The organism is Pseudoalteromonas sp. P1-8 (assembly GCF_001399985.1).
GTDB lineage: Bacteria > Pseudomonadota > Gammaproteobacteria > Enterobacterales > Alteromonadaceae > Pseudoalteromonas.
Genome location: NZ_LJSO01000013.1, coordinates 1 through 26,305, shown reverse-complemented (window position 1 = coordinate 26,305; position 26,305 = coordinate 1). Strand labels below are relative to the sequence as shown.

Genomic DNA, 26,305 nt, shown 5'->3' with positions numbered 1-26,305 from the left:
ACAGTATAGCTTATAAGCTAGTAGGTTGACCGAAACGGTTCTCAGCTTCATCACCTGCTAAAAAGCCATTTTCAATTAACGCCCAGATACCACCAATAACTGGAACTAAGCCAATCAGTACCCACCAACCTGATTTATTACGGTCATGCCAGCGCTTTACTTGAACCGCAAGCGAAACCCACATAAGTGGGATGTAAAAGATCAGTGTGATCACAGAGATTGCTGTTTCATTACCACCTGTTAATAATGCAACTACGAACATAAAAACAAATGAAGCTACAATAATACCTAAGAAAGAATACCAATAGGTCTTACGAGGAATACGACCTTTAAAAGAAAACAAAATTTCTTTCATACTTAAAGTGGTTGTTTCTGTTGATGCTGTAGCAAGGTTTGATTCTGGGGCTTGATATACGTTTTCTGACACTGTCATTTCCTTTGATATGTGTTGTAGCAAACAAATTAATCTAGTCTGCTGATTTATGTTGTTAATAGTGCTGAATTAAGCATGAATAAGATAACACAAAATGATTGGATTTGGGTACTAAGAAATTAAGCAAGCAACTAACCACCGCTCCATTTTTGTTTTAACGAAGCAACTTCATTTACCGCTTTTATATTTAAATTGTTTAACTGTTGATAATTTGTATATTTTACAAACTTTGGGCCGAGCCAACCATCTTCATGTGTAAAAGCCATTGACCAAGCAAAGTTTTTTGGGAAAACATGAAAGTCTTGGCGATGCAAGTTTCCTTGTGGTTTTTTATTTGTGACATAGATACTATCTTCGCCTGGTTTAAAGTAGTCAGGCATGATGTAGTAGTTTAGTGCCTGATGAGAGCTAAAGTCAGTCAATGCTTCATCATTGCTTGTAAACTCTTTGAGCTCATCCCACAGATAGCTTTTCCCTTTAACAAATTCGGAAAATGATGTTAGATGCGGACAAAAACATTTTAACCATTGAAATGCGACTTTAGCGGCATCATCTCCGTGAAGCTCTGATTTGATATCTAAATTTTCCATTCGCATAGCGTGTCCTTAACTTTTTGCAAAGGGGTCTGAAAGTAACTCTGCTTTAAAATAACTTATCGCATCTTCAACATCAGAGAATGTTTTTTGCTGAAACTTAACCCCTCGTTCGAAGTAAAAGACCTCAATATGACTCTTTGCGTCGTAAATACAATGCCCTTCAATTCTTGGTAAAGTATCAATCGCATAGGTTTCTCTTTTAATGCCTTTTTTTATTAAATACTGCTTTAGCTCAATAAGCTCCTGACGCATGTTAGCATTCACTTTATTAATATTATTTAATAACTTACTGAGTTGTCATGGTAAAAGCAAGTAACCTAAAGACATAAAAAAAGCACCCTTAGGTGCTTTTAATTAACTCGGTTGTTGCCAATATTTAGCATATAAATTTGGGTAGGTTTGCTTTAAAAACTTTGCTTTATCTTTAAAACGTTTACCTTTTGGTTGCTCAAGGCCTGATGGTACAAAGGGTAATTCGTCATCATTACGTTCTTCGTAAAGCATACCGGCAATTAAATCGTACTCATCTAAATACGGGTAAGGCTGTTCGTTTAAATGATAAACCGGCGTACACTCGGCAATTGAGTCCGGGTTTTCAAGCGCCTTTAAAAAAGCCTGTTCACCACGTGAAATAAGCCAACATAAAAACTCAGAAAAACCATAATCATCGTTACAACCGGCCATTACATAAGCGGCACCAAATAAGTCCCAGGTATAGGCTTTACGCATACGTAGGTTAAACTGCTTATCAAATTCCATCAGCTGTTCGTCAGATAAATCAGTCAGCTTTGCTTTTAATGCGTTACAAACAGACTCAGGCTCGGCAGTTTTGTCTTCGGCGGTCACGAGTTGCCAAAATTCACTTTCGCTTAAAACACTCATGATAAAATCTCTTTCACGCGCCCAACTTGACCATCATCAAGTTGAACTTTAATACCATGCGGGTGGTTTGGTGATTTAGTTAATATACGTGACACCACACCTTGAGTTAACTGACCTGTTCGTTGATCTTGTTTTAAAACAATGTTGACTTCGCAGCCAATTGAAATTTGTGAACGCGTAGGCACTGCCATTGCTATATCTCTTTCAATAATTTTTGCCGATTATAGCCATTTGCGGCTGGCTTACCAAATTAAACCTGTTTGATTGGGCTGTTTTTAAGCAGCGCCTTTGGCAATATCTCATTTAAACGTTTAGTGATTGCTTCAGCTTTGCCTTTTATTTGAAAGTCATAACCTTGGCCGTTGCCATCTAATATGACGGCTAAATAGTTATCAGCAACTTTCAGTTGCGTAATACGGCTTAATTCAAGAGTCTCTTCTTTATCGCCATAATAAACCTGCTTAACCGTTAAGCTCGTGTCTGTTGCCGTGATTGTTTTACTAAGCGCTGTTTTGGCTGCAAATTTTTCTGTTGAGCGGTAGGCCTGCACCATAAAACCGATAGCAAATATAAAACCGGTAAAGCTTGAAATAGGTAATGAGTCTGATTGCAAGCTGTACACACCTATACAAATAAATAACATAGCAAGGGCTAGATTTAAGCTAACCATCTGTTTAGGGGTTAAATTTACGTACATTATTATTCCTTTAAAAACGCAATTGCTTTTGCATTGATAGCTAAATCTATAGCGCTCAATTCTTTGATAATTAAACTGGAAATTAACTGGGTTTGCTCAGCGGTTATCGGCAGCTCTTTACAATAACAACTTACTTTTAGTGATTGCGGTAGCTTTTTCAGGTCAGCAGTATGCGTTAACCATGAAAATTCCTGTACTTGTTCTTTTGCTTGTTCGCACGCTTGTGTCAAAGCAACTCGAATAGCCTTATCTAGACGTTTTTCAGTTTTAGTCATGTTCTGCTTGTTGTTTTTTAAATTCTTCGTAGCTGTCTTGCTGGCGCTTTACGCACTCATGGTACTCTTTATCTGCCATATGATTGCATTCACTTAAACGCGCCGATTGAATTTCATGATAACGGGCATCTGAGCTACAAGCTGATAAAAGTATTGCAAGGGTCGCAATCACGGCCAATTTTAAGGCATTTAAAAACATTAAATTTCCTTTATGTAGTTATACATTGGTGCTGCGTTTTCCTGTATATTGCGTGGGTTTAAATATTATTACCAAAGGGTTCTATATGATGTTGTCGCAGTTACAACAGCTGTTTCAGCGTATCGATAAAAGTAAAATTTTTCAATCATTTGTTATTGCTGTCATTGTTATTTCAGCGCTAACAGTGGGTGCACACACCTACTCTTTACATTCAACTGCTGAGCTTGCCTTACATTGGATGGACTTAGGTATCACGGTATTCTTTTTAGTTGAGCTCGTGATACGGTTTATCGCCAGTCGTGGTTTTAAAGACTTTTTCACCAAAGGTTGGAATATTTTCGATTTTATAATCGTGGTGGGAAGCCTTTACCCTGCAGCTGGCTCTACGATTTTTATCGCTCGATTACTGCGTATTTTCCGCGTGTTGCGACTTGTATCTATGATCCCAGAGCTTAGACTGCTAGTTAACTCGCTTTTAAAAGCCATTCCACAAATGGGCTATATTGCCCTGCTCATGTTCGTGATCTTCTATATTTATGCCGCCATGGGTAGCATGCTGTTTGCTGACATCAACCCAGTACTGTGGGGTGATGTGTCTATTTCTATGCTCACCCTGTTCAGAATCGCCACGTTCGAGGATTGGACCGATTATATACCTTTGTCTTTTAATGTGACTTTTATTGACATAATGATTCTTTATAGCCTATTTTTTTAGTACAGGCTTGTCAACAAAATTACAAGCTGTATAGATAATAAATAAAGGGGTGAAGACAGTGAGAGTCGTACAGGTAAAAGGGATTAAATACGCTGGGGGAGAAATCAATCTAAGTACAGTTGTTGATGATAAAGATATCCCCTTATTCGCACCTTCCCTATTTTTACTTCACGTCGCTAGAAACGGGAGAATCTCTGATAATAAGGCTACGACCAAAGCTTATGCCCAAGTCCTGAAAGATTTCTTTGATGTCTTAAAGGCTTCTGACGACCTCAGCTATGCAGACGTGACAGACGCTCATATGACGGCCTACCTCAATGCCTACAGAGGACAAAAAAAAGGCAATAAAAAAAGTACGATAGAATATCATGCCACCGTTTTGAGCAAGTTTTATTCTTACATGAAGAAGATTGGTATTACGGATGCTTTTGATTATTTGTCTTTTACCTACGATAACAGTGAAACACAGCGGAACGTTAAAGATCTTCTTATGGGAGAGATACTCACTATCTACATGGATGAAAACGAATTTGAAGACAAAATTTTAGCTCAAGTTAAGGCTCAAAACCCATTCATAAGAGAAAGAGACGAGTTAGCATTAAAGCTTGGTTATTATGCTGGGTTTAGAACCCACGAATTAGTTTCTCACAACAATTTAAGTACCGCAATTTTAAGACGCAAGTTCCCAGAAAAAGACAAGCACCTTATAAGAGCTGATGAGCTAGAAATCATAGGTAAGGGCAATAAAGTGCGAAAAGCTCACATATCGCCTAAACTTGTATCTGCCATCAATAATTTTTTATGGGGTAGAGGTAAGAATCTTAAAGAAAGTTTAATGGCTAAAGCTAATGGAGAGTCTCTATCTGATTTAAATTATGCCAGTAGGCTATTTACACGCATAAAATTAGCTAATTTGGCTGAAACAAATAGCGATAAGGACGCTTGGAAAGCTAGAGTTTACCATTCTCTGAGAAAGTGTTATGCAACTAATAGTGTTGGCTTTTGTTACGATGAAAATAAAGATCCTATGGTGTTTGTTCCCCAGTGGTTAGGCCACAGTTCTGTAGAAACAACAAAAATCTACATATTCTATGACTTTGTGATAACAAATCGTTTCGGTGTCGTGGATACACTTTCGTTAAAAAATACAGCATATGCTAAAAAATATTTTGGTAAATCAAGATGAAATTAATATCGGATAGTAGTGAAAGAAACGAAAAGCATCAAATTGTAATTAACGGCAAAGTTAAGTGGGAATTGCCTGCTGACATGTGTAACCATAACTTTTTGTTACTTTATTGGGACTACACGAAGAGTAGACTATTCTTGAACTTATCGTATGCTAGAAGGCAAAATTTAGCTGGTAAATTAACTAATTTCCTTGACTTCACAGTTGAGTTAATCAAGAAGTATGGTGAAGTACCCCATGACATCTTTGCACGATATACCAATCACCTCAAGAATACCACTAAGCAAACAGGTAATGGGTTAATAAGTAGCGTTACCAGTGTACTTTACGTTTTAAAATTGTATGGCGGTCAAAAAGAAAAGAAAAGTGATTCTGAATACTGGTTACCAGAATTCTACGTGATGATTACTAAAACTCCATCATTTACTTGGGAAGAAACCCAACCCAGGGACTCTTTATCGACTAAGTTTGATTTAGGGTTTACTAGTAAAGAAATGATTGATTCTCTTTTATTGCTAAGTTCCTACATTATTAATACGTTTGATGAAAAGCGTAAGCTATTATTACAAAATAAAAAATTAGAAGAAGCAGCATTAGAGTCGTTTAAAATAAGCTCATTTAGCTATCCAACATACGCCCTATCAGCAGATTTAAAAAACAAAGTCGCGAAAGTTTCTAGAAGGCTTTATGGAGAACTTGCAAGAACTATACTTGCACTGAATGATGATTGGCTAATTGAAAGGTTTATGCATGAAAACCCTTGTCCAGATGTATTTTTATCCAATGAACCTGACGTCAGGATTAGGCGCAAAGAATGGCTCAATAAGCTCGTAAACAAAAGCACAGGAGATATGAAAACCTTAGTTGCAATTAATAAAAAGAAGTATCGGCTACAAACTATAAAATCGTATTGTATGAATGATTTATATGGGTTGAGTCATGAAGCTGTATTTGCTATGCAATGTATTTTAGCGTGCCACAGAATTCAAACATCCGGTGTAGAAAGAATGAGCTTCAATGATGTTATCTCAAATAATAAAGGGGTCCAGTTTAAATACTACAAAGGTCGAGGTAAAAAGAGATTTGCCACCGATGTACTTAAAAAGGGAAGCCAGCCATACAAAGCAACACAAATATATTTAGAACACTTCAAACAGCAGCATCCAGGCGATAATCCAAAGCTTATTCAGTACCATAAAGTACGAGGAACTACGGATAATTTAGGACAAATTGGAAAACATAAAGCAAACCGTTTAAATCACTTCTTTATAGATTTGCTTGATGAGAGCACTGAACTGCATAAACACATGAAAATGAACCTTGGAAAGGACTCAGTGCCAATTTTAGCTTTACTAAAAAAAATTGTAGAAAATAACTTAAGTGCAGCTGAAAACTCTATTAATTATCGCATCTCCGAGGATAAAGGCTTTATTTCTTTGAGTATTGATTCAATAGCAAGAGCACGCGTTGAAGCTGATGATGCTAAACATAGAGCCCCTGCGCTTAAAGAAAGCTCAGAATATCGCAAACCCGTTTATCAAGAAAAAGCAGAAAAAGAGGTCGAGGCTTTGCTGACCGCACATAATCTTGAAACTAAACAAAACATATATAACGCTCGCTCACGTAGCCCTGAGAAACTCGAATCTATGAGACGTTTTGCTGCACAAGTAGGTGATACAATGGAACAAGATGCACGAGCTGTTGAAAAGCTATTTAATAAAACTAAAGTGCTTGACCTTAAGGCTGTTACAAAATTGCTAGGCATCGAAGGGACGATCAATGAGCAAGAAGATTTGTATGACATTGTAAATAAGGAATTAGGTAATGTGGTAGGTGACATAGGAGATATAAATGTTGAAGGTAAAAGGATCGTGATCGAAACACCACTAACAGCAGCCCTCATTACATCAAAAATAAGTCATATAAACAGTGAAATACCAAGATTAAAGCTTGATAGCGAAAAGAAAGCATTGAAAGCTCAAATGCATCGAGCATACCTCAGCACGCTGCTAGCTGAGTTTTCTAGTTCGATTATCAAGGAAGGAAAGTTAATGTCTAGAAGATATAAATTTCCATTTTCACCGATGGTATAGGTTAAGTAATGTTTAATACATATATTGAAAAAGCTGATGTTCCTGATACACCTTTATTAAACGACCAGTCGCAAGATGTATTCTATTTATTTTCTTACCCTAAAGACCTCGAAGGAAAAAGTGAAGTTCATGAAATTGATTTTACAGATGCTCGACACAAGGTTTCAAAAGAAGACTTCAGTCTTCTTAAAGCTTTATGGATTGAGATGTCCGGAGGTGTTGACCCAGTAACACGCGAAATCACTGGGAAACTGAATACAATCAGGGCATATGCCTCTAACTTAATGAGACTGTTCGTGTGGAAAGAGTCTCATTATCCTGATACACCATTGCGACAATGGACTGAATCTCATTGTCGAGAATTTATCATAGATGTGTTATTCAATCGTATTGACTTTTATACGGAAGGCAGTAATGCAGAAAGAAATAACACCACAAAAGGAATGTTGGGTAGAGGTCCTATTATCAGTGCTTGTGACATGTTACGGAAGTCTCAACGACTCTATGCGTTGGGTTTAGTGCATGATGGCTTGCAAACATCATTACCTGCAAGCTTCATTCAGGATAGTGTTGAAGAACACCTTGAAGATAACGGAATCAGCTATGCAAAGTGGATTGACGGTGATGGTTGGAAATCAATTCCATTTGCAGCAAACATGTTTAATTTGGCACACGCGATTAATGTTATAGAAAGTAAAGAATGTCGTATTTTGAGAGCTTTTTTCAAGCATCAACAAAGTGAGTTATGTGTATCTCACAACACATTATTTTTCTCTGGTAGATATGACAAACCAAGTTCTTATGATGACTTCTGTGCATCTAAATATATTTCTCCTTCACCTACTGGAAAGAGAAAGAGAAAGAGAAAGAAGGATTTTATTCTTAGATACAGCACGTTGAAGCGCTCATTAGAAAAGGCATCTGGTAAGGTTGTTAACACTTTTCCGTTCACTTGGGAGGAAATCACAAAAATATACCGAAAAGTTTTTAACGCTTGTTTAACGATAGTTTTATCGCTTACAGGGGCGCGATTGAGTGAGATAAGAAACTTTTTTGCAGACGATTATCAAGAAAATAATGATGGTGTCTGGACTTTTAAAAGCGATATAGTTAAAACCAACCATGGAGTTCCGGCGTTAAGGAGCATGGGCGGCTTAGTCGCAAAGGCTGCAAATGTAATGTGTGACATGTCCTATACCCCAAAGCGTAATCGCTTAGACGGAAAGCGTATGCCAATTTTTTCTATGACACACCAGCCTAGATTCTCTAAAGACGCTGAAGTAAAAGCCGCAAGTAACAACTCCTTAAGAGCTAGTCTTCAAGCTAATTTTTCTGATGCAATTGATGAATTTGGTGAGGAATTAACAACACTATGTGAAAAAGTTCACCCACATATGTTCCGTCATTCATTTGCTGAATTTGCAATTCGTCGCTTTGATGGTCGTGTCTTTGAAGCCATAAGACAGCATTTCAAGCATTCCTATCAAAGTAAATTCACAAAAGAGTATGTTGGTGGAAAGGATAGAGAATCGATAAAGAATGGAGCTGAACGTCGCTATATCAGGGAACTAATTGAGCGTATGGCTTTGGATACAGATGATATATTTTCTGGAAGCCTCGCTTTGGCAATTCAGCGAAAAGTAAAAGAGTCTATGGTGATTGAGCCTTCTGAATTAGAGACAGTTTTAGCTGAGTTTGAAGAAAAAATTAAGAGTATTGCTGTTCATGAGTACGGTATCTGCATGGTGCTTGCAGAGACGCAATCTTTATCAAAGTGCTTAGACAAAAAAACAGGCTTAGTAAATATTGAAAATGGTTGTTTCGATCTTTGCTCAGGCTGTGTTCACTCAATTAGTAGTGCTATTAGTCATAAAGAAGAAATCATTCGCATTGTTCTAGCGCATAAAGACTTTCTAAATAACTTCCCTTTTAAAACTGCTGCACACAAAGTGAGCGAAACTACGGTCAGAAATGGTGAAAAAATCTTAAGGCAATTGGATCGAAAATGATTAACCTAAACGACTTTGCTATCGACGATAGAGATGAAACATTACTGGATAATACTGAACTACCAGATTACCCTGGTGATACAAACTGGATGGAATCGTTAACAACTATACAAAGTGCGATCGTGAATAAAGTGACCGTAAGATTTATTGAGGCTAGAGATACGATCATTGCAGCTGAAAAACCAAAAACTTTGAAGATAAGTGAACGAACAATTAAACCCGCCAAACTTGCAAAAATGGCAGGGTTTGATAAGTCAAACCTCCGAAATGACCGAATGGATATGAAGTCCTTCGAAGATTATCTTGAACACTACAACGCTACACTTCATGCTATCTGGCAACAACGTTGTAATACCTGCAATTCAGGGCGTCGACTATCAAAAAAGGAACTTGAAGTAAAAAAAGGTGAGTTTGAATTAAAGTATGAACAAGAGTTAAACAAAAACTTAGTTGAATACTTTCAAGCCGCTTTGCACTCTGAGGTTGCTCAAAACCAGGTTGAAACATCACAGAAGCTACGAGAGCTAAAAATAGATTATGAAAAAGCGCAACAAACAATATCAAACTTGCGTTCTCAATTACGAGAAATGACGCTGCAGGTAAACAGGAAAAATTAAAGGTTAACCCATTTGCGAGTTTAAAAAAAAGAAAACTACATTACTTGTTGGAGAAAACCTACCTAATTTTCATTTTGTTTAATCTAGAATGAAATTTATTGATAAAAACTCAATCCTCTCTCAGAGCGTAAAAGATAGGCTTCTTCTAAAAAAATTATTAAAATTACGTTCGAACACTTAAAAATCATTGCTAGCCCAATGTAGTACATTGCTTGTATATGATTTAGCTAAAATTTACTACCTTCAAAAAAGTTGAAAACTCGATGTACGAAAATATAAAAGTAAAGCTGAATAGGCTTAAGAGCAACAAAGCATTTGAGCTATCAGTTGTAGCCGTAATTATAATTTCCGCACTTGAGATAGGAGCAAAAACTTTTAAGCTACCTGACAGCGCTATCTCAATAACTCATATTTTAGATATATTTATAACTTTATTTTTCCTCTTTGAAATTTCAGTACGATTTATCGCCGATGATGATAAACGAAACTTCTTTAAGAAGGGCTGGAATATATTCGACACATTAGTTGTCCTTATAAGCTTGATACCAATTAATGATAGTGAAATGGCACTTCTAGCGAGATTAATTCGTGTATTTAGAGTACTAAGAATGGTTTCAGTCGTCCCCGAGTTACGAGTTCTAATTAACTCATTAATCAAAGCTCTCCCCCAACTTGGGTATGTCATATTATTAATGTTTATTATTTTCTATATATATGCGGCAATAGGTAGTTTTATATTTAACGAGATCAATCCTAAGTTATGGGGTGATATTGCGATATCTATGCTAACCCTTTTTAGAATAATGACTTTCGAAGATTGGACTGATATTCAATATGAAACGATGGAAGTTTATCCAATGTCATGGATATTCTACTTATCTTTTATATTTTTCACAGCATTCGCTTTCTTAAATATGGTTATTGGTATCGTAGTAAATGTAATGGAAGACGAACACGCAAAAATGCGCCAAGAAAAACAAGAGGCCTCTAATAAACCAACTATTGAAGATTTACATAAAGAAATTAATGAATTGAAGCGAATGATTAGTCGTAATTTTCCAGAGTCTTAACAAATTGAGAAAGTCTAACTGATCTTCCCCCCTGAATAATTTGACATTTGATACGAATAGGCAAGCTATATGTCTCCGAATTCAGGGGAAGATCAAGTTTAACTAATTGCTATCTAGACTCACTTGTTCTGTTTTGGGTAACTTCCGTAGTTCGCGCAAAGTTGACTATATAGCAATTACGATGAGTAGTTTTTGGAGCAGAGGCAAGTCAATTAAAAGCAAATTTTGGACAATTGTGAGTTACAGACTGAGGACGGTTTTGTGCCAATTCAGACACTGGAACTTTTACATTCCTGTGTCTGAATTGAAGTATAAGCAGATTTCGTGGCTAAAAAGAAACGATACAAGCCTCAAACTTCATTTATTGTTCGACTGCGACCTTACCAAATGATTCCAATTTTAAAAACTTTGACTTAAATAAATGAGGGGGGATTTTCTTTTTTAATAATCCATGAAAATTCTCGTCATGTGTTGAAATAATGAGCTGCTTATCAAATTTAAATGCAATATTTCTGAATAAATCAATCACACTTAAAACATTAATCGAATCCATAGACTGGACGGGATCATCAATAAAAATACAGTGTGTATCATTGCCATCGTAGTCTTTAGTATTTAAAGCCTTAGCTAAAAATATACTTAAACTCAGAACATTGATTTGAGCTGAACTAAAAAAAAGTGATGGGGCAATAATTTCATTACCTTCATTATCTTTAACTTTGATATGTAATTCAGGTTTAGAATTTGAAGCGACATAACTAAATTCAATTTTTTTGAATTCAGGGTGAGGATCTATCGTCTTGTATATTTCGTTGATAACGTCTAAATAAAAATAGTCATCTATGTAAGCTTTTATTCTATCGTCAATTAACTTTATATCTGCTTTCAAAGTTTTTTGTAACTTTTCTAATGAGCTAATTTTTATAGATAGTAGTTCTATTTCATTTTGTAATTTAACCGATTCACTTAACTTCAATGCTTCATCAGCAGAGCTCTCTATCATCTTCAAAAAATTAAGTCGCTCATTAATCTTTTGAATACCATGCTCTATCGTTAGGTGTTGTTCTTTTGCATCCTGATATCTTTGCTCCACATCAAAAACGGCAATGTCAACTATTTCAGGAAATATATTAGAATATTTTTTAAGTTTTTCAGATTCAGATTTTACAGTTTTCTCTGCCTGTTCAATCATTATTTGCTGTTCATCGACTGTTAACTTTTTAAAAGCATCAGGCAATTTATCTTCGTTAGTTTTTATTTTTTCAGACAATTTCTGAATATTATTTTTTGTAGTTTGAACATTAATTGCATAATTTAATTTTAACTCACTAAATTTTTCTCTTAAAATATCAACACCTAAAGCATGGTTAACATTTTCAATCCGGCATATTTCAATAAATTGTTGGTATATCTTAGAGTCTTCAATCCTTTTTATTTTTTGATAAATTAATGTTTCTTCATTACTTAACGATTTGAATGAATTATCTAGCTTTTGTATGGTTTCTAAATTTTTCTGTATTTTATCATTTGTGAAAGTAAGAACACGTTCCTTATCTTCAATTGATTTACGTAAATAAGAACTATACTCAGCTTGATTCATAGCTAGGCTGCTTTTTAGTAACGACTCATATTCATTATTAGAATACTTAATCTCACTGTCCAACTGAGATTTATCATTGTTCAATGATTCGATATCGGCATTTAACTTAGCTATTAAATCTAAACATTTTTGAATTTTTATATTTTTAGATTCATCGTACTTAGACGAAATAGCGTCATTCTCTGTTTTTAAACCTTTTATTTTAGATTCGATTTCCGACTGAGATTGTATTAGCGCACTCGAAATCGAATCAAGAGCTTTATTATTCTTAACTTCAGCTTTGAGTGTTTCAAAATTTTGATGTGAATGAGAACATAAAGGGCAATTATTGGTTTGTGTCTTTTCAATTATTTGACTACCTAATTGAATCAATTCAGAAATAGCACTTGAGTGTTGTTCTATTGTAGCTATTTCATTTTTCTTAGCTGTAAGGTCAAGATTTAGCGTATCAATTCGTAAAATATTTTTTTTAAATTCAGCATGTAATTGATTTAATAATTTAACGTCAATACTCTCTATTTCTTCTGCAACTGGGTAATGAATATCGAAGTTATTAAAATAATTTAGTTGAATTTTCAACTTTTCTAAATCTAGGTTTTTATTATTAAGTTCTTTTACAAGTTTTTCATTTTTGTTTTTAAGACCCAGCAAGTTTTTTTCTAATTCCGTTTTGCGGGAAAAAAGAGCTTGGCTGTTTTTTTCTTTTTCTAGTAATGAATCAGATTCAAGCTTAGTCTGATGCAGTGACTTTTCAGCTTCTGAAACTTGCACTGTAAGCAATTGTTTTTCACTTTCCTTTAGCTCAAAATCTTTTTTTAATTTTTTGTTTTTCGATAATAAATCATTTTTATTCGATAACTTTTTAAAGAAATTATCTTCATCATTACAAATTTCTGATATTTTATCGTAACGGTTATCTAGTGTAGATGAATTCAACTCAAGCTTTTTTAATTCATCTTTTTGGTCAATTAACTGCTGTTTAATACTAAATAAATTAATTCGTCCTCTAGCATTTTGAATTCGTTCAATTGACAATTTAACAAATTCAAAACTCTCAATAAAATCTAAATATGCTATTTTAAGCAAGCTTTTCTGTGTAGAGTCTTGGGCTAAAGAGTCTAATAAACTTCTAACTTCCAACTTCAAAAGCTTATATTTACCTTTATCAAAATCGCTTTGGATAGGCGTTATACTTAGATCTAATTTGCTGCATTGAGAAATTAGTTCCTGTAATTTAGTTAAAATTGTCTGATCAGCATTAACTTCTAATAATGCCTTATCTGCCTTCTGCTTTTCATCATTCTCTTTTGCAACGGCTGTATTAACATCATCTAATATTTTCTGGATTTTTTTTCGTTTGTCGGTCAACTCGGATAGTTCATTTACATGATTTTTAGCAAACTTTTCATATCTTGCAGCAGGTTCAGTTTCACGTAAAAAGGCATCTATTGCTTCTTGAGATAACATTAAATCACGAAAATATTTTTTATCCTCTGGCGTGTCAGAATCTTTAAATAAATAGTCCCTTTTCTTACCTCTTTTATTCTTAATAACCCTACTAGTGATAACTTCATCGTCACTAGTAATCAGATCAATCTTTGTATCTAATGAACTAGGTGCTTTAGAGTTTCTTAAAATATAGGAACCCTTTTTAGATAACTTATCGTTTTTAACACGAACTTTGTCATCTCGTATATAACGTGTCACATTATTAGTAATACAAAAATCGACAGCATCGTAAAAGGATGTTTTACCAAAACCATTTGGAGCATAAATAGAAACTACATTAGCAACATCACTTTTATTGCCATATGAAAAATCAAATATTCCATCTTTTTTTTCTAAATAAGATTTAAATGCTTGAATATTAACTTGTTTGATTTTCATTTATTGAAATCCTTTTTAATTCTTTTTCAATCCAAACTTTACGTTGTTTCATTGAATCAACTGCGCTATCTATAGGGATATCAATATCCAAAACTCGATTTGCGCTATCTGACAGCTTTACTTCACCTTTACCATTCGAGCTGGTGTTTTGGGTTAAAACTATTTTACTCGATAAAATTCTTTCATTAAGTAACCGAGTAACTTCATCATCAGTTAATTTTCGTTTAAAATCGTCAATCACAATTTTACGAATGGCAAATTTATCATTTTCAATTTTGTATTTAATCGCTCTGCTCAGAGGCTTAGTACAAATAAAAATCAAATAGCAGTTCCACTTGGAAAAACTGTCATTTAATTTACTAATAAATTCAATCGCGATTTCATTAGTAATTCGTTCCCAATGTTCAACTAAAGCTGCTTCTTCGTTTAAATTTATACAAATACATGTAAGCCTTGAATGAGATGTAATTGAATATACAAAACTATAAAAATCAAATTTATTAGAAGTTAAAAATTCGCTGTTAATTTCTAATTTTTCAGGTGTAAATGATGAAATCATTTTTTCTCCACACAACTTAAATACATTGAATAACTATCAATAAGTTGATTTTTTATTTGTTCGAGATGTGTAAAAGTTAAATTGTCAAATTCATGTTCTTTGTCACTCAAGCTAAATTTATTCAATTTAGCAAAATGTAATATTGATATATCTTTCGTTTTTTTAGAGTAGATATGAGCTATTGAATCTGGATCGTCTATTCCACTCGCAATAATATGTGGTAACTTTTCAGGATCTCGATATTGATTTAGCTGATCTGGTACGTCCGGTCTATCATGCCCATGATGTATAAGCATTAAGTATCCTTTATTAACTAAATCGCCACAATCAAACAAGACTATTTCCTTTAGTTTATCTTTCCAACTATTATCAATAAAATATAAAAATTTAAAGTTTTTAGTTAGGTAATTTACAAATTCTTCATCCCACTGAAATTGAGGATCAAGTAATTCGTAGACTTGTAAAAACTCTATAATAGAGACCCATAAATCCTTGTTTTCAATTGATTTTGGATCTTTATTTAACTCACTTATTAACTCTCTATTTTTATTAATTAAGCTATGAGGAGTAAACGAGGCATGTTCGATTTTATCTTTTGAAAGGTGAGTAAATAGTTTTGCTAACTTTTCTTTATTTTTTGGGTTAAAAAAAGATAGAGATTGGAAAGCTTCAGATGTTAACTCGCTTAGAGAACCAAGATAAGGAGGACAAATGGGTAATAAATCATTTTCGTCTAGGATTTTCTGGATATTTTGAATAGGTACTGAGTAAATACGATTCACATACTCGTCGGGTTTGTAAACTCGATATTCTATTGCTGCCAAATAAATTTTATCACTCACAATATCAAATAGCCCACCTCCAGAAAAACCTTCTAGCCCAGTTATTTCAACGCTATCATCAGCTTTACATTCAAGTTTATTAGAACTTACGCTACTAACAGTTGCTGCATAACTTTCAATCCAGTCTATGCGAGGCTTTTCTTCATTTCTGTGATCGGCTGAAAATTTAGGAAAACCCCATAATTGTAATCTTTCATCAAACTGACAATTAGTATTTTTTATTAATATGTCCGAACCTAAATATTCAACTTTCAATATCGCTAGATCAACATCTTGATGATAGTAGAAATCAAAAAGAGCTATTTTAGTATCAGCTGTAGTATAGACCTCAATATCATCCTTTGATTTAAAACCTTTAGAAATGTCGTTTTTATCAATTTGAATTACGTGCTTAGCAGTAACTACATAACTAAATTCTTTAGTCATTGGCTGCAAAATAACACCACTACCATCGTCAATCACTACTGTGTTTTTTATTATTAAATCTTGAGGGTTAACCATAATTAAAAAATGTACCTTGATCAGATAACTTAAATCCTTGATCTTCTAAATCTATTTTCTCTTGCGGGTTATTGAATATTTTAGGAATAACTAATTCGGGGTAATTAAAATGAATAGTTGCGTTAGGCTTCGCTTGATAAATTCGCGCTAAAGTTAATTTATTTGGTAAACCATGTTTGGCCGAATTCGTTGACACCACAAAGTTTTCGCATTCAACTAAATTCAAAAATTCGCTACTAGTGTTGTATTGGCTGCCATGATGAGAAAGCTTTACAAAATCAAATTGATTAGTAACCCCCTTTGCAAAAAACTGCTTCAAAGTGTCAACAACAACATGATCATGCGCGTCACCCAATAGCATAATTCTTTGCGACTGATATTCAAAAATAAAAGCAATTGAGCTGCCGTTGTGAATAGATTTGTCTTCTTTGAACTCATCGTTCTCTAAGAGCTCGACAAAACTTTTTGAATAATCAGTATCAGAGGCTGACGTTAAATTAGAACTAGTTTCTTTCTTCCATTTTACGAGTAATTTTCTTAATTTGCCTTCAGTTGGTGACAATATAGAGAAAGTCGCTCCAAACCGTTCTATTTCTTGACCTTCCAAGATTAGCTCTTGATGCCAGATTGCTTTATTTTCTAAAATTGATTCAAAAGTAACACCTTGACTAATACTGGTTAAATTAGAATCATTATCTGTATTTGGCGATGTTCTTACAAAATTTGAGTTATCTGGTTGTTTACCAAAATGTGCAAAAATTAATTTTCCGGAATTAAACCAAACTTCCTGTGTTAGTTCATTTAATAACTCATTTTGCTTAAACCCCGCTAATATGCCAGCAATGTGATCATCATCAACATGGGTTAAAATGAGTAAGTCAATTTTATGTCCTTGTGATTTAATTTTAGTTAACTCACTTTTTAATACTCCCGAACGATTCGCTCTTCGATAAGTGTTAGTTGTACCGCCATCCACTAAAATATTACGCGAGATATCGCCTTCAAAAACACCTTGGATTAATATGCAATCCCCATGTTCAGCTTGCAATATCTTTGTTGTAAAACTCATGTTCAATTCCCTTTTATAACATTTGATTTATGTGCCAATTTTGCAATTGAATAATATCACTAATTATGGGGCTAAATTATAATAGTTTTGTATCGTAAGTCGCTAATAAATATGCATTATAAAAGAAATTAACTCAAGCTATTTTCGATATTGTTCAATTAGCTTAATTCCTTAACTGAGCCCCAAAAAAAAATAATGATAATCAGCCTACAAGTGTTCAATAAAATTAAAGGCCTAAAATAGTAGGTGTGACTTAAATAAATGTGTCAATGTGAGATGAGATGCGTATTAATGCATCTTGCCTTTCATCTAAATAATCATACCAGTCATAAATTCCTGCAACACCAGCTTCAGAAAGTAGACTTCGACATGTTCGACGAAGACTATCTACGGTAAAGTGTGCGACAAGCATTTCTATTGTTTAAAAAGCTTTTGAATAGCGGCATTAATTGTATAAGGGCAAATATGCCCCAAAAATTCAAAGGATAGCCACTTTAAACAAGCTCTTAATTAAAATTGTCGCTAGATGTTATCAAAACCATGTCTAATATGGATAAGGAATTGCTTAAATTACTCGCTTTTTACTCAACTTCTCACCCTTTAAGCGTGCGTATCCCTGCCATTTCGAAAGCATAAAAAGAATTGGATGAAATCAGGTTTTTACCAGCTTAATAACATTGTGCAATTTGAGATGCTGAGTCTTAGCTTATGTTGTTGTCGCTCGCAATACAAATCCAGTGCATACTCTTTGCCTACCACACCATGAAACATTTTTTCAAACTGAGTAGTCAGTATTAGCCAGTTGTCTTTCTTGATATTCAATCGCTCAAGAATGGAGGTTTGATTGCTGTCGATGAAGCCTCTTTTGTCAGTTCGAATATACTTGCTTGTCAGTTCAACCAACTCCAAATAGCTTCTAAGTTCAAACTGTAGGCCTTTGGGCATATGTTTTCGAGGATTACCTGAAAAGCGTGCAAGTTGTTTTGGCTGTTTACCCTCCGTGGCTTGATTACAGCTTATCTCAATACAGGTTTGGGTCTGACTCTTCTGGTATCTTTGCCATTTTTGCTCTGATTGGGTTTAAATCTACATACGCCATACAAGACATTAATGCGGCCCCATTCAGTAACGCCTGGCTTTTAAAGCGCCCTTCCCAGAATCTGCCAGTACAACTATCTTTTTTGTTCGCTTCTCGTGCTACCCTTTCGTTCAATACCCGCATAAACCAGCTAATGCTGCACAATCGGTGTCGATATCCTCTTATCTCTTTGTCTAGAAAGAATATTTGACCTTCTTCTAGGCGCTCATTATGCAGATATTTATGACCTATAATCGAGCCTTTAACCCCCTTGTGCCAACGTATGAGTACAGCTCAACCACTGAGTCTTTGAGCTTTTTTATCATCTATATACAACACCACATGGGTATGATTGCTCATCACCACAAAAGCACATACATCAATGCAAAAAACCTGCGCTAACAACAACCGCTCTCCTACCCACCCTAGGCGATGTTCATACGAATTACCCGTAAATTTATCTTCACCGCACAAAAATGCACGGCAAACACAGCTTGAAACACAATGATAATACCGAGTATCCGACAAACTGATTTGCCGCTTCTTTGCGAATCCCATCGTTCACTCCTTGAACTTTGAATTTGAAGAACTAAAAGCTTAGACAAACCACCCCAACATGCAAATTGGAGTGGGTGTCCACGTTGAATTAACCTGCGCAAAATAGGATGCTAAAATTAGCGACGTAGGAGCGCAGGCCAGTTGTTTTGTCCTTTGTTTGATGACTTTGCTAGGGCTTTTTAGCTACAGGTTTTATCTCGACGGCTTCCAACATTTTATTAAGAAACATCGTTGAAATATCAGATGTAGGGTGCCCAGGTATAGGGCTTTCAACTTTTTTGGAGCCTAACGAACTAACTTGATTATAAGAAAAAGCACCTTCAACGAGACTTTGCCTCACTTCAGTTTGATAACCATCATGAGAATAATTCTCAGCGGCGATTTGAACTCTTTGAAAGCCAAGCTTGAAGTGCCTAGCTTTCGATACTTCATTAAGGTGATGTCTATGCAAAGCCATAAAAACACCGAAATTCATTACTGATAAGCCAACAAACACAATTAATAGTGTTTTATTCTTTTCTACTACCTCTCCAATCTGAATTACATAGCTAATTTTTTCATTTGGTGTGTTTCTCGAGTCTTCCTTTGCAGTGTCAACTTTTGCTATTGAGCCTAACCCTGACAATATTAAAATCATCATGAATACACTGGCTAAAATTAAGATACCGTATAAGGCCCTATTCTGGGCAATTCTTGCATCCCGATTATGTTCATCTATAGCCTCGTTGAGGCTATTAATTGCAATATCAATTTCATTTTCATTTTCATTTTCATTTTCATTTTCATTTTCAATTTTAGTTTCTGACATCTAAATTCCTTGAAGCCCTAACATGTTTGTAGCGAGAGAATCGCGCGTTTTTCTACCACAGCGCCGCTAACTTTTCTGAATGAATCATTTGTAACAAACTTCTTAACTATTTGCCATTACTACTAAAATGCAGTAGTTATATTGCTCAGGACAAAAAATGTGCGATTGGGCTGTTTTCCTGACTATGTTAGCAATAGTGAACGGCTGAGGTTCGCTCTGTCGAGGCGTTCACCTAAGCACGTCTTGGGGCAAAGGCGAGTTATGATTGTAACTCGTCAATGGACAAAAATGAGTTAGATCCGGCAAGCGGCTCTGTACCATTAACAAACATAGGTTAAAAATGCCCTTCTATGTCTGCTTTTGAAAGTAAGCCGTTCGCTGGGCACTAACCCACTCTAACAAACAACTCGAATTATCACTTTTAATTCATAAGATTAAATTTTAAATATAATTAAATTTGACTTTTAACTATCTTCTGTTCAAAAAATAGACTAATGTAAACACACCCCCAACTAACTTAGTGGGGACTACTTGTACCTCTTCCGATTTGGCGCTTCGGCATGCACAAATTGCCCTCTAAGTAATTTCTACATTAGAGGTGTTATCATGAATAAAAAGTCACTCAAGGCAGAAGTACCTTTATCTCAGCAGTCCCCCGAATACAATAACGAGCAAAATCAAGTTAAAGAGCCTCAACTTAACTCTTTCATGGAGCTAAATGTTGTTCCAACTGCGATTATTTATTGTGAAGCTAATTTCACGAAAAGTGATGGTAAAACAGCGAATGGGCTTATAAGACAATCATCTAAGTTTAGAATACTCTCCGTCATTGATAGCGAAATGGCTGGTTTAGACTCTGGGTATGTTTTAGATAATAAAAGAAATAGCATCCCGATTTACTCAAGCTTAAATGAAGCATTTGAAATGGCAAATGAACCTGTCAACTTTTTCATTTACGGTTTAGCGCATTCAAATGGTTTACTATCCACTATAGACCGTCAAGTTATGTTAGAAGCCATTACATGTGGTATGAATATAGTCAATGGATTGCATCAATACTTAAACGACGACCCTGAATTCATAGCTGCAAGCAAAAAATATGGTGTTTCACTTTATGACATCAGAAAACCCGTAAATAGAAGCAAGCTACAAGTTTTTAGAAATATTCTTAAGGAAGTTCCCTGCCCGAGAGTCGCTATAATGGGAACGGACTGTGCAATAGGAAAACGCACCACAGCAGTAACATTAAGTAATGCGCTGACAAGATATGGCTTAAAAGTCGTCTTCATTGCAACAGGTCAAACCGGTATAATTCAAGGTAGCCCCTATGGTTTAGTTATGGATTCTATACCTGCTCAATTTTGCCCTGGAGAACTTGAAGCTGTCATCCATCGTGCTTATAAAATTGAACAGCCCGATATCATCATAATTGAAGGTCAAGGCGCTTTAAGTCATCCTGCATTTTCAACCAGTGCAATGATCTTAAGAGGAAGTGCACCTCATGCTGTCATATTGCAACACGCCCCGCATAGGAAAGAGCGGGTCGATTTTAAGGGTATGCCAATGCCTAAGCTTTCATCTGAAATAGAGTTGATTGAAAGCTTTGCGAAAACAAAGGTTATCGGCATATGTATTAACCATGAAGAAATGGATGAAATGGATCTCGAAGAATATACATATCGTTACTCTAAAGATTTCTCGGTCCCCGTAACTGATGCATTAAGCTGCTCAAGTATGTTTTTAATTGAAATGATATTAATAGAATTTCCTCATCTCAGAATAAAAATACCTACGCTACAATGAGTAATCCTCGGCTGCAAATTGACGGTAACAAAATAGCAGAAAATGCAGCGCTGTTAATAAAAATGCTGAAACCTTTAGCAATCGATGTTGTAGCTGTAACTAAAGTATTTATGGGTCATCCTGTTATTGCCCGGCTCTTAATAGATGCAGGTGCAACTATCCTAGCCGATTCAAGAATTGAAAATATTGAAAGAATGCGACGAGCCGGTATTTCAGTACCCATAATGTTGATAAGACCTCCGATGTTGAGTCAATTAGAACGGGTTTTGCTTAACTGTAATATAAGCCTGAATACAGAGATTTCTACCATACAAGCGCTTTCTGCATCCGCAAAAAAGCTCGGAGTATTCCACCAAGTCATAATCATGGTAGAGCTTGGCGATCTAAGAGAAGGGGTTATGCCACATCATCTTATTGAGATAATCAAAGAAACATGCTCATTATCAAATATCAGTTTACAAGGCATTGGTGCTAATTTGGCATGTAGATATGGTATCGCACCCGACAACCATAATATGACATATTTGGCCAAATTAGCATCTGATATAGAAACGCACTTTAAAATTAAGCTAGACATTATTTCAGGCGGAAATTCAGCAAATTTATTATGGGCGTTTAGTTCAGACAATGTCGAACGTGTAAATCAATTGCGTTTGGGTGAGTCTATTTATTTTGGAGTAGAAGCGCTCAAAAAACGCCGTATTAGCGGCGCACATACTGATACAGTAAAACTCATTGCTGAAGTGATTGAATCTAATCAAAAACCATCCACTCCTTGGGGCAAGCGTCATAAAAATGCTTTTGGAGAGCAAGATGACATTATTGATAGAGGTGATGTTGCCCAAGCAATACTTGCCTTAGGTAGGCAGGATGTTGACCCTCATGGATTAATCTCTCCAGAGGGATTAACAATCATATCGGCTAGCAGTGATCATATTGTTATTGAAAGCAATAACACGCCTTTGGAAATAGGACAGGAAATTGAATTTAAAATTGACTATGTAGGGTTATTGTCCGCAATGACCTCACCGTTCGTAAAAAAGTATTTTACTTAGCAAAACTAAAGCTATTCAACTTGGAGTACTTTTACAATGAAGCAATTATCAACCAATCACAGCCCTTGGGGTGGTGGAAATAAATCACCACCAAATCTAAATAAACTCTTTAAGGTGTTTTTCAATACTAAAAACAACACTCCAGATAATAAACCAGTTACTTTTGTGCTTATTTTATCTCTATTTATCGTTTTATTAAGTATATGGAGTTCAATTTACACCGTGCCTAGTGATTCCGTCGCTGTTATCCAACGATTCGGAAAGTTCTCACACATTGAACAGCCAGGTCTGCACTTTAAACTACCTTTAAATATTGATACATCAACCATCGTCGCAGTTAAACGGCAACTAAAACAAGAGTTCGGGTTTTCAACCAGTAATAATGTTCGGCGCAATCAACCTTCACGACACTCTCTAGGTTTAAAAGAAACACAGATGGTAACTGGTGATTTAAACGCAGCACTTGTTGAATGGGTGGTTCAATATCGTATTGATGCACCGACTAAATTTCTGTTCGAAGTTAGAGAGCCCTCTGAGACATTAAGATATGTCTCCGAATCGGTTATGCGAGAAGTCGTCGGTGATAGAACCGTTGATGAAGTCATCACGATAGGCAGGCAAGAGATAGAGTCTGAAGCATTAAGCAAAATGCAGGCTCTTTCTACAAAATATGCAATGGGTATTAGAATTGACCAAGTCCAACTGAAAAATATAAATCCACCACAACCTGTCCAAGCCTCTTTTAACGAAGTAAATCAAGCTCAGCAAGAAAAAGAAAAGTTTATCAATGAAGCGCGTCGTGATTATAACAAAGTGATCCCACTAGCTTTGGGTGAAAAAGACCAAAGGATAAGAGAAGCTGATGGTTATAGATTAAAGCGCATAAATGAGGCCAAGGGCGATGCAGCACGCTTTCAGGCGCTCTACATTGAATATCTAAAGGCGCCAGAAGTCACTGTAAAAAGGATATATCTAGAGACAATGGAACAAGTACTCCCAAATATTCAGTCAAAAATTATTCTTAATCAAACTGAACATAATGTATTGCCACTACTGCACTTTAGTAATTCAAAACCAGGAGAGAAAAAGTGAAGAACCTACTAAGATTTTCAACAATTTTTATAGCCTTGGTTGTGTTTATCTTTGCAAGAAATAGCCTATACACTGTCAGTGAGGTCGAACAAGTAATTATCACTCAGTTTGGTAAGCCTATTGGTGAACCAATAACCAATGCTGGTCTAAAAATAAAGATCCCATTTGTTCAACAGATAAATGTTATGGATAAGCGTGTTTTAGAATGGGATGGCAGGCCATCAGATATGCCTACAAAAGATAAACTTTATATTTCAGTAGATTTGTTTGCAAGATGGCGAATTGTTGATCCCTTACAGTATTTTCTTAGATTGAAAGATGAGCACAGTGCCCAGTCTAGGTTAGATGATATTTTAGGAAGTGAAACTCGAAATGCCGTTGCAAAACATGAACTCATTGAAATTATAAGAACCAATAAAGAGCGAATCGCATCAAGGGAAGGATTATTAAGTACCTTTGAAGAAGAGCTAAAAATTGGTACTTTGGTACCAATAAAGAAAGGTCGAAAATTTGTAGAGCAAGAGATATTCGATTCTGCTTCACAGAAAGTGTCAGTATTTGGGATCGAACTGTTAGATATCCGATTCAAAAGAATTAACTACAATGCTAGTGTTCGTCCAAAGATCTATGAGCGCATGATAAGTGAAAGAAGGCAAATAGCAGAGCGTTTCTTATCAGAGGGTAATGGCGAAGCTGCCAGAATTCGGGGAGATAGGGTTAGAGACTTAAATAAAATTCAGTCAGAAGCTTATCAGCAAGTAGAAGAGATCAGAGGAAAAGCTGATGCCTTAGCTGCACAAATTTATGCACAAGCCTACAATCAAGCACCTGAAGCTATCGCCTTTTATGCATTTACCCGCACAATGGCGTCTTACCCATCCATTATTTCTGAAGATACAACACTTGTTCTTTCATCAAATAATGAGCTTTTTAAATTTCTAGATAAAACGAACTTAAGTAACTCTGTGAATACGCCTCAGAATGCAAACCACTAGAGGTCAGCAAACTCAAGGTGAAAAACTACCAAAAGTACACATTGATTGGTTCGTACAACCTGTTACTCGATTTATAAAGATTGAGACTGCATCAGGTGGCGCCCTTTTGATTGCAACACTCATAGCAGTAATTTTTGCGAATTCTAGTTTTAGCGAGCCGTTTTTTCAATTTTGGGCAACACCTGTTGGTTTCAGCTTTGGTGAAATTGAGCTTAAGCGTTCTATACATAAATGGATAAACGATGGCGCCATGACCATATTTTTCTTTTTAGTCGCACTAGAACTAAAAAGAGAACTTATTTTAGGTGAGTTGAGAAGCCCCAAATTGGCTATGCTCTCTATTTCTGCTGCCATTGGTGGCATGATTGTTCCTGTATTGATTTTTGTGGTACTACAATTTGATACCCCATCCTTAAATGGTTGGGGGGTGGTTATGTCGACCGATACAGCTTTTGTTTTAGGGTGTTTAGCATTACTTACTAAAAGCATTCCAAAGGTATTAAGGGTATTTATGCTGTCCCTTGCAGTGGTCGATGATATTGGTGCGATTTTAGCTGTCGCAATTGGTTATAGCAGCACAATTGACTGGATATACATTGGTTTTGCTGTTGTTGGTTTAATAACTGTGAAAGCAATGGCTCATGTGGGCATTAGAAGCTTTTTGATATATTTGGCAATTGGTGGGGTGATATGGTTAGCTATCGATTCGTCAGGCTTTCACCCTACTATTGCAGGCGTAATCCTCGGGCTTATGACTCCAACAGTAAAATGGGTTGATAACGAACGTTTACACAGCATAATAACATGTATTACTTCATACCCTTTATCACAAATCAGTGAAGGTAGTGTTCCATACAAACAAGCTTTAAAAACGGCTGAAGCAGCAGCAAGAGAAGCACTATCCCCTGTTGAACGGCTAGAGAATATTCTGCACCCATGGGTTGGTTTTGTAATTATGCCGCTTTTTGCATTATCAAATGCTGGCATTATTATAAAAGAAGCTAATACTTTTGATTTTCTAGCAATTACTATATTTATAAGCTTAGTGCTAGGTAAACCTCTTGGAATAATTTTATTTAGTTGGTTTGCTGTCAAAACACGTATTGCAGTCTTACCAGAAAGCTTGAATTGGCACATGCTATTTGGTGGAAGTTTATTAGCAGGGATTAGTTTTACTATGGCATTGTTTATAGCCGATTTAGCATTACAAGCAACCTATGTAACAACTGCAAAACTCGCCATAATTATAGCGTCAATCACATCAGCCTTTATTGGCTGCTTGTTTTTAAAGTTTAGGACACGCTTGTGACGAGCAAAACAAACGTTGTTATTTTAACAGTTAAGTTGTCTAGGACAAAATTCTCAGTTCTCTATACCTGATGAAATTAGTGCTTCTGAGATGAACCTCAAATTAGTAAGTTTTTAGCCTTTTACAAGAAAGCTTCAAATCTGAGCGCAGAGATTTACCACATTACTTTTATTTCATTAAGAATTTTTATGAAACTAAATTAAGCGATTTTTTTAAGATTTAAATGGCTACTTTTTACTTAAAGTTGACCTTTTTAGCATTCACGTTTACTCACAGTGTGGCAAAGGCGAGTTATATTTATAACCCGCCTCTGGATAATTATGAGTTAGGGCTAAAGGGCGGCTCTGGGTCAGTAAGTACTGTTCGGTTAGCCA

Annotated in this window: 23 protein-coding genes and 2 pseudogenes; 11 read left to right on the top strand and 14 right to left on the bottom strand. The window is 35.5% G+C overall.

What is annotated here, in order from left to right; translation table 11 throughout:
* Positions 1-10 precede the first annotated feature (10 nt).
* The 8 genes from AN213_RS16005 to AN213_RS15970 form a co-directional block, all read right to left on the bottom strand.
* Positions 11-427: a DUF805 domain-containing protein gene (locus AN213_RS16005; protein ID WP_082665559.1), complete on the bottom strand. Its 417-nt coding sequence runs from the start codon at positions 425-427 to the stop codon at positions 11-13.
* Positions 428-564: 137 nt separating this feature from the next.
* Entirely contained in the window at positions 565-1,023 is a 459-nt protein-coding gene (locus tag AN213_RS16000) for a hypothetical protein (RefSeq protein WP_054563822.1), read from the bottom strand.
* Between the two features lie 15 nt (positions 1,024-1,038).
* Positions 1,039-1,281: a hypothetical protein gene (locus AN213_RS15995; RefSeq protein WP_054563821.1), complete on the bottom strand. Its 243-nt coding sequence runs from the start codon at positions 1,279-1,281 to the stop codon at positions 1,039-1,041.
* 102 nt (positions 1,282-1,383) lie between these two features.
* Positions 1,384-1,911 carry a DUF4240 domain-containing protein gene (locus AN213_RS15990; protein ID WP_054563820.1) on the bottom strand — a complete coding sequence of 176 codons (528 nt, stop codon included), beginning with the start codon at positions 1,909-1,911 and terminating at the stop codon, positions 1,384-1,386.
* Complete coding sequence (locus tag AN213_RS15985; protein ID WP_036971837.1) at positions 1,908-2,102, bottom strand: YwbE family protein; 195 nt, start codon at positions 2,100-2,102, stop codon at positions 1,908-1,910. Before AN213_RS15985 ends, AN213_RS15990 begins: the two co-directional genes overlap by 4 nt.
* A 59-nt stretch (positions 2,103-2,161) precedes the next feature.
* The gene (locus AN213_RS15980) at positions 2,162-2,608 is read right to left on the bottom strand and encodes a hypothetical protein (protein WP_054563819.1); all 447 of its coding nucleotides are present in this window, start codon (positions 2,606-2,608) and stop codon (positions 2,162-2,164) included.
* Positions 2,609-2,610: 2 nt separating this feature from the next.
* A complete protein-coding gene (locus AN213_RS15975) occupies positions 2,611-2,883 on the bottom strand; it encodes a hypothetical protein (protein WP_055199120.1) in 273 nt (90 codons plus the stop codon).
* Complete coding sequence (locus tag AN213_RS15970) at positions 2,876-3,082, bottom strand: hypothetical protein (protein WP_054563817.1); 207 nt, start codon at positions 3,080-3,082, stop codon at positions 2,876-2,878. The genes AN213_RS15975 and AN213_RS15970 overlap by 8 nt, the downstream gene beginning before the upstream one ends.
* A gap of 88 nt (positions 3,083-3,170) precedes the next feature.
* Here AN213_RS15970 and AN213_RS15965 point away from each other — a divergent pair.
* From AN213_RS15965 to AN213_RS15940, 6 genes and pseudogenes are all read left to right on the top strand, one after another.
* A pseudogene (locus AN213_RS15965) lies at positions 3,171-3,794 on the top strand (ion transporter); the annotation flags it as partial.
* A 61-nt stretch (positions 3,795-3,855) separates the two neighbouring features.
* The gene (locus tag AN213_RS15960) at positions 3,856-4,983 is read left to right on the top strand and encodes a tyrosine-type recombinase/integrase (protein ID WP_055199119.1); all 1,128 of its coding nucleotides are present in this window, start codon (positions 3,856-3,858) and stop codon (positions 4,981-4,983) included.
* Positions 4,980-7,079 (top strand): hypothetical protein, encoded by a 2,100-nt coding sequence (locus AN213_RS15955; RefSeq protein ID WP_055199118.1) that lies wholly within the window; start codon positions 4,980-4,982, stop codon positions 7,077-7,079. The genes AN213_RS15960 and AN213_RS15955 overlap by 4 nt, the downstream gene beginning before the upstream one ends.
* An 8-nt stretch (positions 7,080-7,087) precedes the next feature.
* The gene (locus tag AN213_RS15950) at positions 7,088-9,088 is read left to right on the top strand and encodes a hypothetical protein (protein ID WP_055199117.1); all 2,001 of its coding nucleotides are present in this window, start codon (positions 7,088-7,090) and stop codon (positions 9,086-9,088) included.
* Positions 9,085-9,705 carry a hypothetical protein gene (locus AN213_RS15945; protein WP_055199116.1) on the top strand — a complete coding sequence of 207 codons (621 nt, stop codon included), beginning with the start codon at positions 9,085-9,087 and terminating at the stop codon, positions 9,703-9,705. Before AN213_RS15950 ends, AN213_RS15945 begins: the two co-directional genes overlap by 4 nt.
* Positions 9,706-9,968: 263 nt before the next feature.
* Positions 9,969-10,775 (top strand): ion transporter, encoded by an 807-nt coding sequence (locus tag AN213_RS15940; protein WP_055199115.1) that lies wholly within the window; start codon positions 9,969-9,971, stop codon positions 10,773-10,775.
* 361 nt (positions 10,776-11,136) lie between these two features.
* On the opposite strand, the gene AN213_RS15935 is transcribed toward AN213_RS15940, so the two are convergent.
* The 6 genes and pseudogenes from AN213_RS15935 to AN213_RS15910 form a co-directional block, all read right to left on the bottom strand.
* Positions 11,137-14,262 carry an AAA family ATPase gene (locus AN213_RS15935; RefSeq protein ID WP_055199114.1) on the bottom strand — a complete coding sequence of 1,042 codons (3,126 nt, stop codon included), beginning with the start codon at positions 14,260-14,262 and terminating at the stop codon, positions 11,137-11,139.
* A complete protein-coding gene (locus AN213_RS15930) occupies positions 14,243-14,821 on the bottom strand; it encodes an ABC-three component system middle component 1 (protein WP_055199113.1) in 579 nt (192 codons plus the stop codon). The genes AN213_RS15935 and AN213_RS15930 overlap by 20 nt, the downstream gene beginning before the upstream one ends.
* Complete coding sequence (locus tag AN213_RS15925; protein ID WP_055199112.1) at positions 14,818-16,164, bottom strand: ABC-three component system protein; 1,347 nt, start codon at positions 16,162-16,164, stop codon at positions 14,818-14,820. The genes AN213_RS15930 and AN213_RS15925 overlap by 4 nt, the downstream gene beginning before the upstream one ends.
* Positions 16,157-17,233, bottom strand: a complete 1,077-nt coding sequence (locus AN213_RS15920) for a ComEC/Rec2 family competence protein (RefSeq protein ID WP_055199111.1) — start codon at positions 17,231-17,233, stop codon at positions 16,157-16,159. Before AN213_RS15920 ends, AN213_RS15925 begins: the two co-directional genes overlap by 8 nt.
* Before the next feature lie 660 nt (positions 17,234-17,893).
* A pseudogene (locus AN213_RS20435) lies at positions 17,894-18,869 on the bottom strand (transposase).
* A gap of 169 nt (positions 18,870-19,038) precedes the next feature.
* Complete coding sequence (locus AN213_RS15910; protein ID WP_055199110.1) at positions 19,039-19,677, bottom strand: hypothetical protein; 639 nt, start codon at positions 19,675-19,677, stop codon at positions 19,039-19,041.
* A gap of 606 nt (positions 19,678-20,283) precedes the next feature.
* Between AN213_RS15910 and AN213_RS15905 the strand changes: the two genes are divergently transcribed.
* The 5 genes from AN213_RS15905 to nhaA are packed head-to-tail and all read left to right on the top strand — an operon-like array spanning position 20,284 to position 25,931.
* Positions 20,284-21,480: a DUF1611 domain-containing protein gene (locus AN213_RS15905; RefSeq protein WP_055199109.1), complete on the top strand. Its 1,197-nt coding sequence runs from the start codon at positions 20,284-20,286 to the stop codon at positions 21,478-21,480.
* Positions 21,477-22,535: an alanine/ornithine racemase family PLP-dependent enzyme gene (locus tag AN213_RS15900; protein WP_095209782.1), complete on the top strand. Its 1,059-nt coding sequence runs from the start codon at positions 21,477-21,479 to the stop codon at positions 22,533-22,535. Before AN213_RS15905 ends, AN213_RS15900 begins: the two co-directional genes overlap by 4 nt.
* Positions 22,536-22,571: 36 nt before the next feature.
* Positions 22,572-23,627, top strand: coding sequence for an FtsH protease activity modulator HflK (hflK, locus tag AN213_RS15895; protein WP_055199108.1), 1,056 nt, complete (start codon positions 22,572-22,574; stop codon positions 23,625-23,627).
* Entirely contained in the window at positions 23,624-24,622 is a 999-nt protein-coding gene (gene hflC, locus AN213_RS15890; RefSeq protein WP_055199107.1) for a protease modulator HflC, read from the top strand. Before hflK ends, hflC begins: the two co-directional genes overlap by 4 nt.
* Positions 24,609-25,931, top strand: a complete 1,323-nt coding sequence (gene nhaA, locus AN213_RS15885; protein WP_055199106.1) for a Na+/H+ antiporter NhaA — start codon at positions 24,609-24,611, stop codon at positions 25,929-25,931. The genes hflC and nhaA overlap by 14 nt, the downstream gene beginning before the upstream one ends.
* The last annotated feature ends 374 nt before the right edge of the window (positions 25,932-26,305 follow it).

What these genes read in the sequence shown, in the direction of transcription:
- AN213_RS15905 (WP_055199109.1), top strand. Translation starts at nt 20,284, where the DNA reads ATGAATAAAAAGTCACTCAAGGCAGAAGTACCTTTATCTCAGCAGTCC.
- AN213_RS15900 (WP_095209782.1), top strand. Translation starts at nt 21,477, where the DNA reads ATGAGTAATCCTCGGCTGCAAATTGACGGTAACAAAATAGCAGAAAAT.
- AN213_RS15990 (WP_054563820.1), bottom strand. Translation starts at nt 1,911, where the DNA reads ATGAGTGTTTTAAGCGAAAGTGAATTTTGGCAACTCGTGACCGCCGAA.
- AN213_RS15930 (WP_055199113.1), bottom strand. Translation starts at nt 14,821, where the DNA reads ATGATTTCATCATTTACACCTGAAAAATTAGAAATTAACAGCGAATTT.
- AN213_RS15985 (WP_036971837.1), bottom strand. Translation starts at nt 2,102, where the DNA reads ATGGCAGTGCCTACGCGTTCACAAATTTCAATTGGCTGCGAAGTCAAC.
- AN213_RS15970 (WP_054563817.1), bottom strand. Translation starts at nt 3,082, where the DNA reads ATGTTTTTAAATGCCTTAAAATTGGCCGTGATTGCGACCCTTGCAATA.
- AN213_RS15980 (WP_054563819.1), bottom strand. Translation starts at nt 2,608, where the DNA reads ATGTACGTAAATTTAACCCCTAAACAGATGGTTAGCTTAAATCTAGCC.
- nhaA (WP_055199106.1), top strand. Translation starts at nt 24,609, where the DNA reads ATGCAAACCACTAGAGGTCAGCAAACTCAAGGTGAAAAACTACCAAAA.
- AN213_RS15950 (WP_055199117.1), top strand. Translation starts at nt 7,088, where the DNA reads ATGTTTAATACATATATTGAAAAAGCTGATGTTCCTGATACACCTTTA.
- AN213_RS15945 (WP_055199116.1), top strand. Translation starts at nt 9,085, where the DNA reads ATGATTAACCTAAACGACTTTGCTATCGACGATAGAGATGAAACATTA.
- AN213_RS15975 (WP_055199120.1), bottom strand. Translation starts at nt 2,883, where the DNA reads ATGACTAAAACTGAAAAACGTCTAGATAAGGCTATTCGAGTTGCTTTG.
- AN213_RS15920 (WP_055199111.1), bottom strand. Translation starts at nt 17,233, where the DNA reads ATGAGTTTTACAACAAAGATATTGCAAGCTGAACATGGGGATTGCATA.
- AN213_RS15955 (WP_055199118.1), top strand. Translation starts at nt 4,980, where the DNA reads ATGAAATTAATATCGGATAGTAGTGAAAGAAACGAAAAGCATCAAATT.
- AN213_RS15910 (WP_055199110.1), bottom strand. Translation starts at nt 19,677, where the DNA reads ATGTCAGAAACTAAAATTGAAAATGAAAATGAAAATGAAAATGAAAAT.
- AN213_RS15925 (WP_055199112.1), bottom strand. Translation starts at nt 16,164, where the DNA reads ATGGTTAACCCTCAAGATTTAATAATAAAAAACACAGTAGTGATTGAC.
- AN213_RS15935 (WP_055199114.1), bottom strand. Translation starts at nt 14,262, where the DNA reads ATGAAAATCAAACAAGTTAATATTCAAGCATTTAAATCTTATTTAGAA.
- AN213_RS15940 (WP_055199115.1), top strand. Translation starts at nt 9,969, where the DNA reads ATGTACGAAAATATAAAAGTAAAGCTGAATAGGCTTAAGAGCAACAAA.
- hflK (WP_055199108.1), top strand. Translation starts at nt 22,572, where the DNA reads ATGAAGCAATTATCAACCAATCACAGCCCTTGGGGTGGTGGAAATAAA.
- AN213_RS16000 (WP_054563822.1), bottom strand. Translation starts at nt 1,023, where the DNA reads ATGGAAAATTTAGATATCAAATCAGAGCTTCACGGAGATGATGCCGCT.
- AN213_RS15995 (WP_054563821.1), bottom strand. Translation starts at nt 1,281, where the DNA reads ATGCGTCAGGAGCTTATTGAGCTAAAGCAGTATTTAATAAAAAAAGGC.